The 15,060-nt window shown below is 72.5% G+C and carries 13 protein-coding genes; 10 read left to right on the forward strand and 3 right to left on the reverse strand.

Going from position 1 to position 15,060, the window contains the following annotated elements; all coding sequences use genetic code 11:
• Positions 1-1,235: phosphoserine phosphatase SerB (gene serB, locus IEZ12_RS15890; RefSeq protein ID WP_229847574.1), on the reverse strand; the 1,235-nt coding region annotated here is incomplete at its 3' end.
• Between the two features lie 166 nt (positions 1,236-1,401).
• Here serB and IEZ12_RS15895 point away from each other — a divergent pair.
• From IEZ12_RS15895 to IEZ12_RS15905, 3 genes are all read left to right on the forward strand, one after another.
• Positions 1,402-4,170, forward strand: coding sequence for an FHA domain-containing protein (locus IEZ12_RS15895; protein WP_229847575.1), 2,769 nt, complete (start codon positions 1,402-1,404; stop codon positions 4,168-4,170).
• 101 nt (positions 4,171-4,271) lie between these two features.
• Positions 4,272-5,411 carry a GAF domain-containing sensor histidine kinase gene (locus IEZ12_RS15900; protein WP_189272621.1) on the forward strand — a complete coding sequence of 380 codons (1,140 nt, stop codon included), beginning with the start codon at positions 4,272-4,274 and terminating at the stop codon, positions 5,409-5,411.
• Positions 5,404-6,048, forward strand: a complete 645-nt coding sequence (locus IEZ12_RS15905; protein WP_189272622.1) for a response regulator — start codon at positions 5,404-5,406, stop codon at positions 6,046-6,048. Before IEZ12_RS15900 ends, IEZ12_RS15905 begins: the two co-directional genes overlap by 8 nt.
• A gap of 7 nt (positions 6,049-6,055) precedes the next feature.
• Here the strand turns inward: IEZ12_RS15905 and IEZ12_RS15910 are convergent, their stop codons facing one another.
• Complete coding sequence (locus IEZ12_RS15910; protein WP_189272623.1) at positions 6,056-6,853, reverse strand: Rv1486c family protein; 798 nt, start codon at positions 6,851-6,853, stop codon at positions 6,056-6,058.
• A 132-nt stretch (positions 6,854-6,985) separates the two neighbouring features.
• On the opposite strand from IEZ12_RS15910, the gene IEZ12_RS15915 reads away from it, so the two are divergent.
• From IEZ12_RS15915 to IEZ12_RS15940, 6 genes are all read left to right on the forward strand, one after another.
• Positions 6,986-7,777, forward strand: a complete 792-nt coding sequence (locus tag IEZ12_RS15915; RefSeq protein ID WP_189272624.1) for an ABC transporter ATP-binding protein — start codon at positions 6,986-6,988, stop codon at positions 7,775-7,777.
• Between the two features lie 121 nt (positions 7,778-7,898).
• Complete coding sequence (locus tag IEZ12_RS15920) at positions 7,899-8,312, forward strand: NfeD family protein (protein WP_043912353.1); 414 nt, start codon at positions 7,899-7,901, stop codon at positions 8,310-8,312.
• A gap of 25 nt (positions 8,313-8,337) precedes the next feature.
• Entirely contained in the window at positions 8,338-9,342 is a 1,005-nt protein-coding gene (locus IEZ12_RS15925) for an SPFH domain-containing protein (RefSeq protein WP_373295483.1), read from the forward strand.
• Positions 9,343-9,494: 152 nt separating this feature from the next.
• Entirely contained in the window at positions 9,495-10,259 is a 765-nt protein-coding gene (locus IEZ12_RS15930) for a sulfite exporter TauE/SafE family protein (RefSeq protein WP_189272625.1), read from the forward strand.
• A 52-nt stretch (positions 10,260-10,311) separates the two neighbouring features.
• Positions 10,312-10,608: a 4a-hydroxytetrahydrobiopterin dehydratase gene (locus tag IEZ12_RS15935; protein WP_043910214.1), complete on the forward strand. Its 297-nt coding sequence runs from the start codon at positions 10,312-10,314 to the stop codon at positions 10,606-10,608.
• An 89-nt stretch (positions 10,609-10,697) separates the two neighbouring features.
• A complete protein-coding gene (locus tag IEZ12_RS15940) occupies positions 10,698-12,659 on the forward strand; it encodes an outer membrane protein assembly factor BamB family protein (RefSeq protein WP_189272626.1) in 1,962 nt (653 codons plus the stop codon).
• A 69-nt stretch (positions 12,660-12,728) separates the two neighbouring features.
• On the opposite strand, the gene IEZ12_RS15945 is transcribed toward IEZ12_RS15940, so the two are convergent.
• Positions 12,729-13,238 carry an HNH endonuclease gene (locus tag IEZ12_RS15945; protein WP_189272627.1) on the reverse strand — a complete coding sequence of 170 codons (510 nt, stop codon included), beginning with the start codon at positions 13,236-13,238 and terminating at the stop codon, positions 12,729-12,731.
• 214 nt (positions 13,239-13,452) lie between these two features.
• On the opposite strand from IEZ12_RS15945, the gene tyrS reads away from it, so the two are divergent.
• A complete protein-coding gene (gene tyrS, locus IEZ12_RS15950; protein WP_100589509.1) occupies positions 13,453-14,718 on the forward strand; it encodes a tyrosine--tRNA ligase in 1,266 nt (421 codons plus the stop codon).
• The last annotated feature ends 342 nt before the right edge of the window (positions 14,719-15,060 follow it).

A 15,060-nucleotide genomic window follows, 5' to 3' on the forward strand; every position in this document is an offset into this window, starting at 1 on the left:
TCGTCGGCCGCCTCGACCTCCTCGCGGGTGACGCCCAGCAGGTACAGCACGGTGTCCAGGAAGGGCACGTTCACCGCGGTGTCGGCCTGCTCGCGGACCACCGGCTTGGCGTTGAACGCCACGCCCAGGCCCGCCGCGTTCAGCATGTCCAGGTCGTTGGCGCCGTCGCCGATCGCCACCGTCTGCTCCAGCGGCACCCCGGCCTGCTCGGCGAACCGGGCCAGCCAGCGGGCCTTGCCGGCCCGGTCGACGATCTCGCCGGTGACCCGGCCGGTGAACTTCCCGTCCACCACCTCCAGGGTGTTGGCGGCCGCGAAGTCCAGGCCCAGGCGCTCCACCAGGTGCTCGGTGACCTGGGTGAAACCGCCGGAGACGATCGCCACCTGGTAGCCGAGCCGCTTCAGGGTGCGGATCAGGGTCCGGGCGCCGGGGGTGAGCCGGACCTCCGAGCGGACCTTCTCGGTGACCGTCGCGTCCAGGCCCGCCAGCAGCGCCACCCGGGCGCGCAGCGACTCGGCGAAGTCCAGTTCGCCGCGCATCGCCTGCGCCGTCACCTCGGCGACCTCCGCCTCGCAGCCCGCGTGGGCGGCGAACAGCTCGATCACCTCGTCCTGGATCAGCGTGGAGTCGACGTCCATCACCACCAGGCGCTTGGCCCGCCGGTGCAGCCCCGAACGGACCACCGCGATGTCCACCCGCTGCACGGCGGCCTCCGCCGCCAGCACCGCGCGCAGTTCCTCGGTCGGCACACCGGAGATGGTCAGCTCCACCGCCGTCACGGGGTACTTGGCCAGGCGGAACACCCGGTCGATGTTGCCGCCGGCCTCCGAGACCCGGGCGGACAGCGCCGCCACCGCGGACGCGGTCAGCGGGTGGCCGAGCACCGTGACGTGCGAACGGCCCTCCCGGCGCGGGCGGTTGTCGCCGGTGCCGGAGATGATCTCGGCCTGCAGCCGGTGCTCCTCGGCCCAGCGGTGCACCGTCACCCGCAGGGCGCCCTCGGCACCCGGCGCGGGCGGGGGAGTGACCAGTGCGCACAGCGTTATCCGGCCACGGGTGACGACCTGCTCGATGTCGATCACCTCGACCCCGAAACCGGCGAGCTGGGTGAACAGGCCCGCGGTGATGCCGGGGCGGTCCTTGCCGAACACCTTGACCAGCAGCGTTCGCTCGGTGTCGGTACTCACGGGCGGCGCGGCGGAAAGGGCCTGAGCGGCCGGATCTGTTGCGTTCATGGTGCCCCCACGCTACCCGGAGCCTCCCCGCGCGAGCCGCCCGCGTCCGGCTCGTGGGACGCCCGGCGGACACCTCGCCAGGTCCGCGAGCGGTAGCCGGGCGGTCACAGAACCGTGTCCCGGCTTCCGGGCCCACTGCCCCGGCTGGAATGATTCCCCCCGTCAGATGCAACATCCTGGGGGACCGGAGAGCGGGGCGGGCGGAGAGTTGCCGCAACTCGTACTTGAAATCGACGGCCGGCAGCGGGTATTGGAACCCGGCCGCGCCTACACCATCGGCCGTGACCCGGCGTCGGACTTCCCGTTCGACGACGCCAGGGTCTCCTGGCGGCACGCCACCATCGGCTTCGAGGGCACGGCGTGGCTGTTCACTGACCACGGCTCCACCAACGGCACCTTCGTGGCCGGCGCCCGGGTCGAGCGGACCGCCCTGCACCCCGGCACCGTGGTGCACCTCGGCAACGGCCAGAACGGTCCCCGGCTGGCCTTCACCGCGCCCGCCGCCGCGGCCGCGCCCGTACAGCCCGGCCCGCTGCACGAGGCCGTCACCGGCCGGGCCCCCGGCCCGCAGGCCCAACCGCCGTTCCAGCAGCAGCCGCCGGTCCAGCAGCCGTCGTTCGGCCCCGGCCCGGCCGCCCGGCCCGGCCACCGGCCGCCGCCGGTCGAGCAGCCGATCCCGCAGAGCTGGGACGCGCCCACCCCGCGGCCCGGCTTCCCGCAGCAGCAGGGCTTCCCGCCGCCGCAGCAGGGTTTCCCGCAGCAACAGCAGCAGGGCTTCCCCGCGCAGGGCGGCGGCGCGCCCGTCCCGCCGCAGTTCCAGCAGCAGCCGCCCGTGCAGCAGCAGTTCCAGCAGCCGCCCGCGCCCGTGCAGCAGCACCACCCGGCGCCGCCGCAGCAGCCCGGGCCGGCCGGCGGGCTCGGCAGCCCGACCATGGTCCGCAGCCTGAGCGGCGGGCGGACCATCCGGATCGGCCGCGCGCTGGACAACGACATCGTGGTGTCCGACCTCCAGGTCTCCCGGCACCACGCCGAACTGCGCCAACTGCCGGGCAACCAGTGGGAGATCGTCGACCTCGGCAGCCACAACGGGATCTTCCTGAACGGCCAGCCGACGCGCCGCCAGCTGATGGGCCCGCAGGACCGGCTGACCGTCGGCCACTCCTCCTTCGTGCTGGTCGGCGACCAGCTGCAGGAGTTCGTCGACAACGGCGCCGTCACCTTCTCCGCCCACCACCTGACCGTCGAGGTCGACTTCAAGGGCGGCAAGAAGACGCTGCTCAACGACGTCTCGTTCGCCGTCCCGGAGAAGTCGCTGGTCGCGGTGATCGGCCCGTCCGGCTCCGGCAAGTCCACCCTGCTGCGCGCCCTCACCGGCTACCGGCCCGCCGACCGCGGCGACGTGCTGTACGACGGCCGCAACCTGTACCGGCAGTTCGCCGAACTGCGCTCCCGGATCGGCCTGGTGCCGCAGTCCGAGATCCTGCACAAGGAACTCACCGTCCGCACTGCCCTCAAGTACGCCGCCCGGCTGCGCTTCCCCGGCGACACCGAGGCCGCCGAGCGCCAGCGCCGGATCGACGAGGTGCTGTACGAGCTGCGCCTGGACAAGCGCGCCGACAACCGGATCACCGCGCTCTCCGGCGGTCAGCAGAAGCGCGTCTCGGTGGCGCTGGAGCTGCTCACCAAGCCGTCGCTGATCTTCCTGGACGAGCCGACCTCGGGCCTCGACCCGGGCATGGACCGCGAGGTCATGCAGACCCTGCGCGGTCTCGCCGACGACGGCCGCACCGTCCTGGTGGTCACCCACTCGGTGGCCGAACTCGCGCTCTGCGACCGGCTGTTGGTGATGGCCCCGGGCGGCTCGGTGGCCTACTTCGGCCCGCCCGCGGAGGCCCTGCACTTCTTCGGCTACGAGACCTGGGCGGACGTCTTCCAGGCCTTCGAGAACTACCCCGACCACGACTGGGCCGGCCGCTACCGCAACTCGGTGCACCACCAGCAGTACTCGGCGAACGTGGACGCCGCCGTCACCCACGTCCAGCCCAACGCGCTCCCCCAGCTGCGCCCGCCGAAGCCGCAGAGCTGGGGCTCCCAGCTGTGGACGCTGATCCGCCGCTACCTGGCGGTGATCGCCTCCGACCGGGGCTTCATCCTGCTGTCCCTGCTGCTGCCACTGGTGCTCGGCGCGGTCTCCGCGGTGATCCCCGACAAGTGCGGCCTGGCGCCCTGCGCCAGCAACGGCCGCAACGACGTGGCCCGGCTGATCCTGATGGTGGTCGCGTTCTCCGCGTGCCTGTCCGGCTCGGCGAACTCCGTCCGCGAGCTGATCAAGGAACGGGCGATCTACGAACGGGAACGCGCCACCGGCCTGTCCCGGACGGCGTACCTGATGTCGAAGATCATCGTGCTGGGCGCGATCAGCTTCCTGCAGGGCGGCATCATCTCCGCCATCGCGTTCAAGGTCCGCACGCTGCCCGCCGAGGGCCTGCTGCTCAAGCACCTGCCGGCCGCCGAGATGGCGATCGGCGTGATCCTGCTCAGCTTCACCTCGATGATGGTCGGCCTGGCGATCTCCTCGCTGGTGAAGACCGCCGAGAAGACCATGCCGTTGCTGGTGATGTTCGCGATCGTGCAGATGGTGTTCACCGGCGCGATCTTCCAGCTCTTCGACAAGCCCGGCCTGGAGCAGTTCGCCTGGCTGATGCCCGCCCGCTGGGGCGTCGCCGCCAGCGGCAACACCCTCGACCTGGCGCACATCTCCCCGGTCGTGGTGGTCAAGCCCCCGGAGACCGGCCCGTACGACACCCTGTGGAACCACTCCGCCGGGATCATGTTCCTCAACTGGTTCATGATGATCGCCATCTCCGTCGGCCTGGCCTTCGCCATCCAGCGCTTCCAGAAGCGCCACGAGCCCGAAGTCATGCAGAAGGGCTGACCGCCCGATCGGAACGGGCCGGGGAGCACACGCTCCCCGGCCCTTCGACGTAGGTCCCCCGCCCGAGGCGCCCGCCATGATCGCGGCGGTAGCGTGGCCGCATGGACAGTCCCGGGTGCGACCCCTCGCTGGAGGGGATCGAAGCGGTCAGCGCCGCCGTACTGGCGATGAGCCGACCGCTCGAAGTGCGCGAGGTGCTGCGCCGGATCACCGCCTCCGCACGCACCCTGCTCGGCGCCGAGTACGCCGCCCTCGGCCTGCCCGACGACCACGGCGGCTTCGCCCAGTTCGTGGTGGACGGCGTCAGCGACGAGCAGTGGCGGACGATCGGCCCGCTGCCCCGCCAGCACGGCGTGCTCGCCTCGATGCTGCACGACCGCGAACCCACCCGGCTCAAGGACGTCCACACCGCGCCCGACTTCGGCGGCTGGCCGGAGGCGCACCCCGACATGACCGACTTCCTCGGCATGCCGATCATGGACGAGGACGAGATCGCCGGCGCCCTGTTCCTGGCCAACAAGCCCGGCGGCTTCACCGAGCACGACGAGGCCCTGCTGCGGATCCTGGTCGCCCACGCGGCGCTCGCCCTCGGCAACGCCCGGCTCTACGAACGCAGCCGCGAACTCACGCTGTCCGGCGAACGCGCCCGGATCGCCCACGACCTGCACGACGCCGTCTCGCAGAAGCTCTTCTCGCTGCGCCTCACCGCCCGGGCCGCCGCCACCCTGGTCGAACGCGACCCCGCACGGGCCCGCGACAACCTCGCCGAGGTCGCCCGGCTGGCCGCCGAGGCCGCCGACGAACTGCGCGCCGTGGTGGTCGAGCTGCGCCCCGCCGCGCTGGAGGAGGACGGCCTGGTCGCCACCCTCGCCTCGCAGACCCAGGTCCTCGACCGGGCGCACAGCGCCGCCGTGCGGTTCACCGCGACCGGCGTGCGCGCGCTGCCCGCCGGCCAGGAGGCGGCGGTGCTGCGGGTCGCCCAGGAGGCCCTGCACAACGCGCTGCGGCACGCCGGGGCGGCGTCCGTCACCGTCACCCTCACCGGCACACCGGGCCGCGGCGTCCGGCTGACCGTCGCCGACGACGGCCGCGGCTTCGACCCCGAATCGGTCCGCCGGGCCGGCCGCCACCTGGGCCTGGTGTCGATGCGCGACCGGGCCGCCGCGGTCGGCGGCCGACTGTCCCTGGAGTCCGCCCCGGGCCGGGGCACCCTGGTCGAACTGGAGGTCCCCGGTGCCTGACACCACGTCACCGATCCGCGTGCTGCTGGTGGACGACCACCAGGTGGTCCGGCGCGGCCTGCGCACCTTCCTGGAGGTGCAGGACGACATCGAGGTGGTCGGCGAGGCCGCCGACGGCGCGGAAGCCGTCGAACGGGCCGGCGAGCTCGCCCCCGACGTGGTGCTGATGGACCTCAAGATGCCCCGGGTGGACGGCATCGAGGCCCTGCGCCTGCTGCGCGAACAGGCCAATCCGGCCAAGGTGCTGATCGTCACCAGCTTCACCGAGCACCGCACCATGGTCCCCGCCCTGCGGGCCGGCGCGGCCGGCTACGTGTACAAGGACGTCGACCCGGAGGCGCTGGCCGGGGCGATCCGCTCGGTGCACGCCGGCCACGTCCTGCTGCAGCCCGAACTGGCCGCCGCACTCCTCGCCGAGGACGTCCCCGCCCCCTCGCAGGGCCGCGGCGGCAGCCTCACCGACCGCGAGCGCGAGGTGCTCTCGCACCTCGCCGACGGCCGCTCCAACCGGGAGATCGCCCGTGCGCTGCACCTGAGCGAGAAGACGGTCAAAACTCACGTGTCGAACATCCTGATGAAGCTGGACGTCGCGGACCGCACCCAGGCCGCGCTGTGGGCGGTCCGCAACCAGTCCTGACGGTCCTTCAGTCGCGCTCGTCCACGATCGCGTTGTACGCCGCCACCTGGGCCCGGCGGGCAGTGCGGTCCAGCGGGGCGAGGATCTCCCGCCGGGACGCCATCTCGGACGCGGAGACCGCCGCGCCGTGGCCGCCCGCGGCGATCCCGAGCAGCGCCGACACCTGCCGGGCCGACTCCAGCACCCGCACCGCGCGCGGCGGGTAGCCCGGGGCGAGCAGCTCGCGGTGGCCGCGGCGGCGGAAGCCCTCCAGGGCGCGCAGCGTCTCCGGCCCGGCGCCGGCCACGTCCAGACGGGTCAGCAGGACGGTGGCCTGCCGCAGCCCGTCCGCGAGTTCGCGCTCCGCCTCGTACAGCGAGGGCACGTCCGCGGGCAGCGCGTCGTTGACCGGCAGGCACTGCCACAGCACTCGCACGCCCTGGTCGCCCTCCGGGCCGTACACCTCGACCTCCGGCACCAGCCCGTACGGGACGCCCACCGCGAGGACCGCCTCCCCGGCGCCCAGCGCCAGCGCGTTGAAGGCCGGCGGCCCGGTCAGCCCCAGCGGGTGCCCGGCCACCGGCAGCGCCAGCCGCAGGCCCTTCGCGCCCAGCACGCGGAGCCTGCCCAGCGCCCAGGTGAGGCCGTGCAGCGCGTCCGGTTCGTCGCCGGGCAGGCCGGTCACCCGGTGGGCGTCGTCCGTGCCCTGGACGGCCGTCGCCGCGTCGTCGGGGGAGCAGGCGCCGGCCAGCAGCGCGTTGCCCCACGCGGTGAGCCGCCCCGAACGGGGCTCTTGGTACGGATTGTCGGCAGGAGTCGCGAGCATCGGACCAGCCTACGGACAACCGGGCGGGGCGGGTGGCGTAGGTTTGGCCTGACACAGGTTGGACCGCACCCCGAGGACCTTCGCGCAGGTTCCACGGACGGCCGGATTCTTGCATTTGGGGAAGGCGTAGGCATGAGCGACGTTCTGGAGCTGGTGGACGTTTCCGTGGTCCGGGAGGGACGCGCGCTCGTCGATCACGTGTCCTGGACGGTCAAGGAGGGCGAGCGCTGGGTGGTGCTCGGACCGAACGGCGCGGGCAAGACGACGCTGCTCCAGATCGCCGGCGCGTACCTGTTCCCGAGCTCGGGCCAGGCCGTCGTGCTCGGCGAGAAGCTCGACGAGATCGACGTGTTCGAGCAGCGGGCCCGGATCGGCCTCGCCAGCGCCGCCATGTTCGACAAGCTGCCGGGCAACCAGACCGTGCTGGAGACGGTGCTGACCGCCGCCTGGGGCCTGACCGTGCACGGCAAGGAGACCTACGAGAAGCCCGACGAGGCCCGCGCCCTGGCGCTGCTCGACCGGCTCGGCATGGCCGCCTTCACCACGCGCAAGTTCGGCACCCTCTCCGAGGGCGAGCGCAAGCGCACCCTGATCGCCCGCGCCCTGATGACCGACCCCGAACTGCTGCTGCTGGACGAGCCCGCCGCCGGCCTCGACCTCGGCGGCCGCGAGGACCTGGTGCGCCGCCTCGCCGCGCTCGCCCAGGACGAGTACGCGCCTTCCATGGTGATGGTCACCCACCACGTGGAGGAGATCGTCCCCGGCATGACCCACGTCCTGATGATCCGCCAGGGCAAGGTCATGACTGCCGGGCCGATCGGGAGTACCCTCACCGCCCGCAACCTCTCGCACTGCTTCGGCCTGCCGCTGACCCTGGAGCAGCGCGGCGACCGCTGGACCGCGCACGGCCTGCCGCTCGGCTGACGGCCGGATCCGATACGCAGACGGGACCGGTCGCACACCTGGCCGGTTTCCGCACCCCCAGCTGCGGGAAGCTACGCCTGAAGAGCTCAGACTTCCCTAGGATGGACGCGTGGACGGCTGGATCTGGTGGCTGCTGCTCGCAGTCGGCCTGGGCATTCCGCTGGTGGCGACCGCGATGCCCGAATTCGCGATGTTCGCGGTCGGCGCCGGCGCGGCCGCCCTGACGGCCGGCCTGGGCGGCGGCGTGGTTCCGCAGTTCCTGGTGTTCGTCGGAGTGTCGGCGGCGCTCCTGCTGTTCGTCCGGCCGATCGCCTACCGCCAGTTGAAGCAGGGCCCGGGGTACCGCACGGGCGTGGAGGCGCTGACCGGCGCCACCGCAGTGGTACAGGAAACCGTCGACGGAGGGGAGGGCGGCCGGATCAAGCTCAACGGCGAGATCTGGTCCGCCCGGGCGCTCCACCCGGGCTCGGTCTTCGAGCCCGGCCAGCAGGTCGACGTCGTCGAAATCCAGGGCGCGACCGCCCTGGTCGTCTAGGGGAGAAGCGTTGGAACCCGTCCTCATCGTGCTGATCGTCCTGGTCGTGGTGGCCTTCATCGCCCTGATCAAGACGATCCAGGTGATTCCGCAGGCCAGCGCCGCGATCGTGGAGCGCTTCGGCCGCTACACCCGCACTCTCAGCGCCGGCCTGAACATCGTGGTGCCGTTCATCGACACCATCCGCAACCGGATCGACCTGCGCGAGCAGGTCGTCCCGTTCCCGCCGCAGCCGGTCATCACCTCGGACAACCTGGTCGTCAACATCGACACCGTCATCTACTACCAGGTGACCGACCCGCGGGCCGCGACCTACGAGGTGGCCAGCTACATCCAGGCCATCGAGCAGCTCACCGTCACCACGCTGCGCAACATCATCGGCTCCATGGACCTGGAGTCCACCCTGACCTCCCGCGAGGTCATCAACGCCGGTCTGCGCGGCGTCCTCGACGAGGCCACCGGCCGCTGGGGCATCCGGGTCAACCGGGTCGAGCTCAAGGCGATCGAGCCGCCGACCTCCATCCAGGACTCGATGGAGAAGCAGATGCGCGCCGACCGTGACAAGCGCGCCGCCATCCTCACCGCCGAAGGCGCCCGGCAGGCCCAGATCCTGCGCGCCGAGGGTGAGAAGCAGGCCGCCGTCCTCCAGGCCGAGGGCGAGGCCCAGGCCGCGGTGCTGAAGGCCGACGGTGAGGCCGCCGCGATCCGCACCGTCTTCGAGGCCATCCACGAGGGCGACGCCGACCAGAAGCTGCTCGCCTACCAGTACCTGCAGACCCTGCCGGAGCTCGCCAAGGGCGACGCCAACAAGCTGTGGATCATCCCCAGCGAGGTCGGCGACGCGCTCAAGGGCCTCGGCGGCGCGTTCCAGGGCGCGACCGGCGGCGGCAACGGCGCGGCCCCGGTCGTCCCGCCGACCGCCGCCCGCGTCCCGGTCGACCCCGCCAACGCCCCGCGCCCGGTGGACACCGACAAGACCCTCCGCCCCCGGGTCGAGCCCACCCGCGAGTACCCGAAGATCGACGAGTAGTCCGGCCCCATCCCCGCAGGCCCCGCCCGAACCAACGGACGGGGCCTGCGGGCATGTTGAGGGCCCGATCGCATCGCGGACCGCCCCTGGCCAAACGCCGCGCCCTCCGGCATGATCGACCGGCCCGACAGCAGCCAACGAGGGGAACGCAGATGACGATGTGGGAGGCACTCGCCGTCCTGCTCGCCGGAACCGCCGCCGGCACCATCAACGCCATCGTCGGCTCCGGCACCCTGATCACCTTCCCCGTGCTGCTCGCCATCGGCCTGCCCCCCGTCACCGCCAACGTCTCCAACACCCTCGGCCTGGCCCCCGGCTCACTCGCCGGCGCGATCGGCTACCGCGCCGAACTCGCCGGCCAGAGCCGCCGACTGCTCCGCTACGGCACCGCCTCACTGACCGGCGGACTCGTCGGCGCCGCCCTGCTGATCGTGCTCCCCGGCGCGTTCGACGCCGTGGTGCCCGTCCTCATCCTCACCGCGCTGGTCCTGGTCGTCCTGCAACCCCGGGTCGCCCGCGCGATGGCCGCCCGCCGCGCCGCCGGCACCCTGCCGCCCGCCACCGACGGCGGCCCGCTGCTGCTCCTGCTGATCGCCCTCACCGGCGTCTACGGCGGCTACTTCGGCGCCGCCCAGGGCGTCCTGCTGCTCGCCCTGATGGGCATGCTGCTCCCCGACAGCCTGCAGACGATCAACGGCATCAAGAACGTCCTCGCGCTGATCGTCAACGGCGTCGCCGCGGTCTTCTTCGTCTTCACCTCCACCGTCGACTGGACCGCCGCCGCCCTGATCGCCGTCGGCTCCACCCTCGGCGGCCTGCTCGGCGCCAAGGTCGGCCGCCGTCTCCCGCCGATCGCCCTGCGCACCCTGATCGTCGTGGTCGGACTCGCCGCCGTCACCAAGCTGCTGTTCCTCTGACCCGTCGTAGGCTCGGCCCGACAGCCGCCGCACCACCCGGACGGAGAACGCCATGAGCCGCACCCGCCTCACCGAGGACCAGATCACCGCCGCCCTCGCCGACCTCCCGCACTGGACCCGCACCGGCGAGGCCCTCACCCGCACCGCCGAGACCGCGAGCTTCCCCACCGCGATCAAGGTCGTCGACGCCGTCGCCGAACAGGCCGAAGCCCTCGACCACCACCCCGACATCGACATCCGCTGGCGCACCCTCACCTTCGTCCTCAGCACCCACAGCGCGGGCGGCCTGACCGGCCTCGACTTCACCCTCGCCCACCTGATCGACCAGGCCCTCGACACCGCCTCCTGACCCACCCCCCCCGCGCCCCGGCCAAAACCCGCCCACGAAGCGTGAGATGCTGGCTGCTTGCCAGACCGCAGTCGGGACGGACGGAACGCATGGCTCAGGAACCCTCCACGACCCCCGGGTACGACCAGCAGCAGCCCTGGTACCCCCAGCCGCAGCCGTCCTACGGCGAGCAGCAGACGTACGGGCAGCAGCCGGTCCACGGTGAGCAGCAGGCCTACGCCGAGCAGCAGCAGGCCTACGGCGGCTACCCGCAGCCCGGGGGGCAGGTGGACCCGGCCGCCCAGCAGCAGCTCTACGGCCGCCCCGACCAGCCCTACCAGCAGCAGGACTACGCCCAGGCGTACGGTCAGCAGCAGGGCTACCCGGAGGGCTGGGTCGACCAGCAGACCTACGGTCAGCAGCAGCTCTACGCCGACCAGCAGCAGGCCTACGGCGGCTACCCGCAGCCCGACGCGTACGCCGACCCTGCCGCCCAGCAGCTGTACGCCCCCGCCGACCCGTTCGCGCAGCCGGAGAAGCCGCCGACGCCGGGCGCGTTCGAGCAGCCCGCCGCCGGGGCGAGCCCGGTCACCGCGACCGGCTACCCGCAGACCAGCGCCGCCGACCCGTTCGCGCCCGGTGCCGACGGCACCTCAACTCCCGTCACCCGCACCGCCGATGACGACACGTCGGCGGACGACCGGCCGGCGGCCGGCGGCCTCGCCGCCCGGGCCCGAGCCGCCATCACCTCCGGGCCCGGCGCGCCCAGCAAGCGCGGCCTCGCCATCCGGATAGGCGCCGGCGTCGCCGCACTCGCCGTGCTGGGCACCGCCGCCGTGCTGGCCACCTCCGACAGCGACGGCGGAAAGCCGGCCGCCGACAAGGGCGCCCAGGGCGTCCCCCAGAACATCGCGGTCGCCCACACCAAGGCCTGGACCGCCGCCGCCGGAGCCCAGGGCGCTGACGACACCCTGGTCGGCAGCTGGCTGCTCGCCGACGCGGTCGTCCGCGCCGACGCCACCGGCGTGCACGCCTACAGCCTCGCCGACGGCAAGCCCGGCTGGACGCTCGCCCCGCCCGCCGACGGCGCCGTCCCCTGCGGACTGTCCCCGAGCGTCAACTCCGGCGGCATCGGCGCCGTGGTCTACCGGCCCGCCGCCGACCCGAACGGCCCGTGCAGCACCGCCGTCGCCGTCGACACCAAGGCCGGAAAGATCACCTGGTCGAAGACGCTGTCCGACACCAAGGGGAAGTACGCCGCCCACGTCGCCGTCACCGACGACAAGGTGATCGCGGTCGGCGACGACAAGGCCGCCGCCTGGGCCGCCAACGACGGCGCCGAGGCCTGGCAGTACACCGGCCAGGGCAAGTACTGCACCCTCTCCGGCAGCTCCGGCCCCACCACCGTCCTGCTGCACAGCAACTGCGCCGACTCCACTCCGGGCCCGCAGGCCGTCGCGCTGAACGTGTCCGACGGCAAGGTCAAGTACTGGCGCGGCCTCAACAACCAGCCGACGACCGTCACAGTGCTCTCCGCCGAGCCCGCCGTCGTCCTCACCACCGGCAGCCGGCCCGCCGACGACCGGGTCTTCGCCTGGGGCGCCAACGGCGACCCCGGCGTCGAGATCCCGCTCGCCGTCGAGGGCGGCGGCCGCCTGGACGTCGCCCGCGGCAGCTTCGCCGCCGTCCCCGGCGTCCACTTCCAGGGCACCACCATGCTCGCCGCGGTCGTCCCCGACGGCGGCGGCAGCCCCACCGCGATCGCCGCCTACGACCTGGGCACCGGCAAGCCGCAGTGGCGCACCCCCATCGCCGAGAAGGGCCGGGCGCGCCCCGCCGGCGTCGACAGCAGCGGCCTGCTGGTTGTCGTCGACGAACGCGCCGACCAGCCCGCCCACCTCAGCCGCTTCGCGCTGGCCGGCGGGCAGGAGACCCAGGGCGGCGCCTTCCCGCAGGGCACCGGCTCGCTGCTCTCCGCCGGCCGGGTCTTCACCACCGCCGGACACGTGGTCGCCGTCCCCGAGGTCGCCACCAACTTCGGCATCGCCACCGGGTTCACCAGCAAGAGCTGACCCGCCGGCCCCCGTCCGTACGACGACGGGCCCGACCTGTCCCCTGATCAGGTCGGGCCCGTCGGCCTTTCACGCGCCCGCAGGCAGCCAGGCGGCGAGCTCTCCGAGCTCACCCGCCCGCAGCCCGAGCGCGAGCATCAACGTCGCCTCCGGCGTCGGTTCGAACGGACGCTGCAGCAGCCGCATCCCGGCCTGTTCCGGCGTCCGGTCCGCCTTGTACTGGTTGTCCTCCGCGCAGGCCGCCACGGTGTTCAGCCAGCTGTCCGCACCACCGCGCGACCGCGGCACCAGGTGGTCCACGGTGGTGGCCCGCCGACCGCAGTACGCGCACCGGTGCTGGTCCCGCGCCAGCACACCCCGCCGCGACCACGGAGCCCGTTGTCGGAACGGCACCCGCACGTACCTGGTCAGCCTGATCACCCGCGGCACCGGCACCTGCACCCCCGAACCGCGCACCACCCGCAGTGGATGCGCCTGCTCGACCACCGCCTTGTCCTGCAGGACCAGCACCACCGCACGGCGCAGCGGCACCGTGGTCAGTGGTTCGTAGCTCGCGTTCAGGACAAGGGTGTTGCGCATGACGGGCCACCTCCGGTGCTCGCTCCGCCGGTCGGCGGTGGCACCCACTGTGAAGGTCCGTCCCGCCTCGAACAACGGAATTTCCGTCCCACCCACCGACCTGTCCCCGAACCCGCAGGCCGCGACCGCGTAGGCTCTACCCCGCTGGAACCGTCCGGCGCGAGCCCACCGGGCCCGACCGCGCCGGACCCACGACCGAAGGAGACGCGGGACCGTGACCGACATCGTCGACGAGCTCCAGTGGCGCGGGCTGATCGCCCTGTCCACTGACGAGGACGCACTGCGCAAGGCGTTCGCGGACGGCCCGGTCACGTTCTATTGCGGCTTCGATCCGACCGCGCCCAGCCTGCACCTCGGCAACCTGGTCCAGATCCTGACCATGCGCCGCATCCAGCAGGCCGGAAACCTCCCGCTCGGTCTGGTCGGCGGAGCCACCGGCCTGATCGGCGACCCCAAGCCCACCGCCGAGCGCGTCCTCAACGCCCCCGAGACGGTGGCTGCCTGGGTCGAGCGCCTGCGCGGCCAGGTGGCCCGCTTCCTCGACTTCGAGGGCCCCTACGCGGCCCGCATGGTCAACAACCTGGACTGGACGTCCGGCATGTCGGCGATCAGCCTGCTGCGCGACGTCGGCAAGTACTTCCGGGTCAACAACATGATCGCCAAGGAGGCGGTGGCCCGTCGGCTCAACTCCGACGCGGGCATCAGCTACACCGAGTTCAGCTACCAGATCCTGCAGGGCATGGACTACCTGGAGCTGAACCGCCGCTACGGCTGCACCCTGCAGACCGGCGGCAGCGACCAGTGGGGCAACCTCACCGCCGGCACCGACCTGATCCGCAAGGCCGAGAGCCGCTCCGTGCACGCCCTCGCCACCCCGCTGATCACCAAGGCGGACGGCACCAAGTTCGGCAAGACCGAGTCCGGCACCGTCTGGCTCGACCCCGAACTCACCACCCCCTACGCCTTCTACCAGTTCTGGCTGAACGCGGACGACCGGGACGTCGCCAAGTTCCTGCGCATCTTCTCCTTCCGCACCCGCGAGGAGATCGAGCAGCTGGAGCGCGACACCGCCGAACGCCCGGCCGCCCGCCTCGCCCAGCGCGCTCTCGCCGAGGAACTCACCACCCTCGTCCACGGCGCCGAGCAGTACGAGCGCGCCGTCGCGGCCTCCAAGGCCCTGTTCGGCCAGGGCGACCTCGCCGACCTCGAACCCGACACCCTGGCCGCGGCCCTCGCCGAGGTCCCCAAGGCCACCGTCGCCGAACTCGGCCAGCTCGTCGACCTCCTGGTCGAATCCGGCCTGGCCCCCAGCCGCTCCGGCGCCCGCCGCACCATCAAGGAAGGCGGCGCCTACCTCAACAACGCCAAGGTCACCGACGAGGAGGCCGTCGCCACCTCCGACGACCTGCTGCACGGCCGCTGGCTGGTCCTCCGCCGCGGAAAGCGCAACCTGGCCGCGGTCGAACTCGCCGGCGCCTGAGCGCTGCGCAACAGGTTTTCGCCGGCCACCACCAGTGGCCGGATGGCTTGAAACACACTGCAGTTGACCTGCGGCAGCCAGATCGAGGGGCCGGATCCAGCCAGATCCGGCCCCTCGATGTTTGACTCGCCCGCCCCGGTGTCCTAACGTAGTCCGAGTCGCCTGAACCGGACGTGACCGGGAGGCGGCCCCCCAAACCTTGCTGAGCGATTAGTCGCGCACCGTCTCGAAACTTCGGGCGGAAATGCGGAACGAATAACTCTGCTAGAGTTCGGGAGCGCCGAAAGGCAAAAGCAAGTCGGAATGAATGAAACTCCGGAAAACGGAGCGGAAAACATCTGA

Source organism: Kitasatospora griseola, from assembly GCF_014648555.1.
GTDB lineage: Bacteria > Actinomycetota > Actinomycetes > Streptomycetales > Streptomycetaceae > Kitasatospora > Kitasatospora griseola.

Excerpts from the sequence above, each read along its gene's own strand:
- IEZ12_RS15895 (WP_229847575.1), top strand. The coding sequence starts at position 1,402 with ATGCAACATCCTGGGGGACCGGAGAGCGGGGCGGGCGGAGAGTTGCCG.
- IEZ12_RS15910 (WP_189272623.1), bottom strand. The coding sequence starts at position 6,853 with ATGCTCGCGACTCCTGCCGACAATCCGTACCAAGAGCCCCGTTCGGGG.
- IEZ12_RS15940 (WP_189272626.1), top strand. The coding sequence starts at position 10,698 with ATGGCTCAGGAACCCTCCACGACCCCCGGGTACGACCAGCAGCAGCCC.
- IEZ12_RS15935 (WP_043910214.1), top strand. The coding sequence starts at position 10,312 with ATGAGCCGCACCCGCCTCACCGAGGACCAGATCACCGCCGCCCTCGCC.
- IEZ12_RS15915 (WP_189272624.1), top strand. The coding sequence starts at position 6,986 with ATGAGCGACGTTCTGGAGCTGGTGGACGTTTCCGTGGTCCGGGAGGGA.
- IEZ12_RS15945 (WP_189272627.1), bottom strand. The coding sequence starts at position 13,238 with ATGCGCAACACCCTTGTCCTGAACGCGAGCTACGAACCACTGACCACG.
- IEZ12_RS15900 (WP_189272621.1), top strand. The coding sequence starts at position 4,272 with ATGGACAGTCCCGGGTGCGACCCCTCGCTGGAGGGGATCGAAGCGGTC.
- IEZ12_RS15930 (WP_189272625.1), top strand. The coding sequence starts at position 9,495 with ATGACGATGTGGGAGGCACTCGCCGTCCTGCTCGCCGGAACCGCCGCC.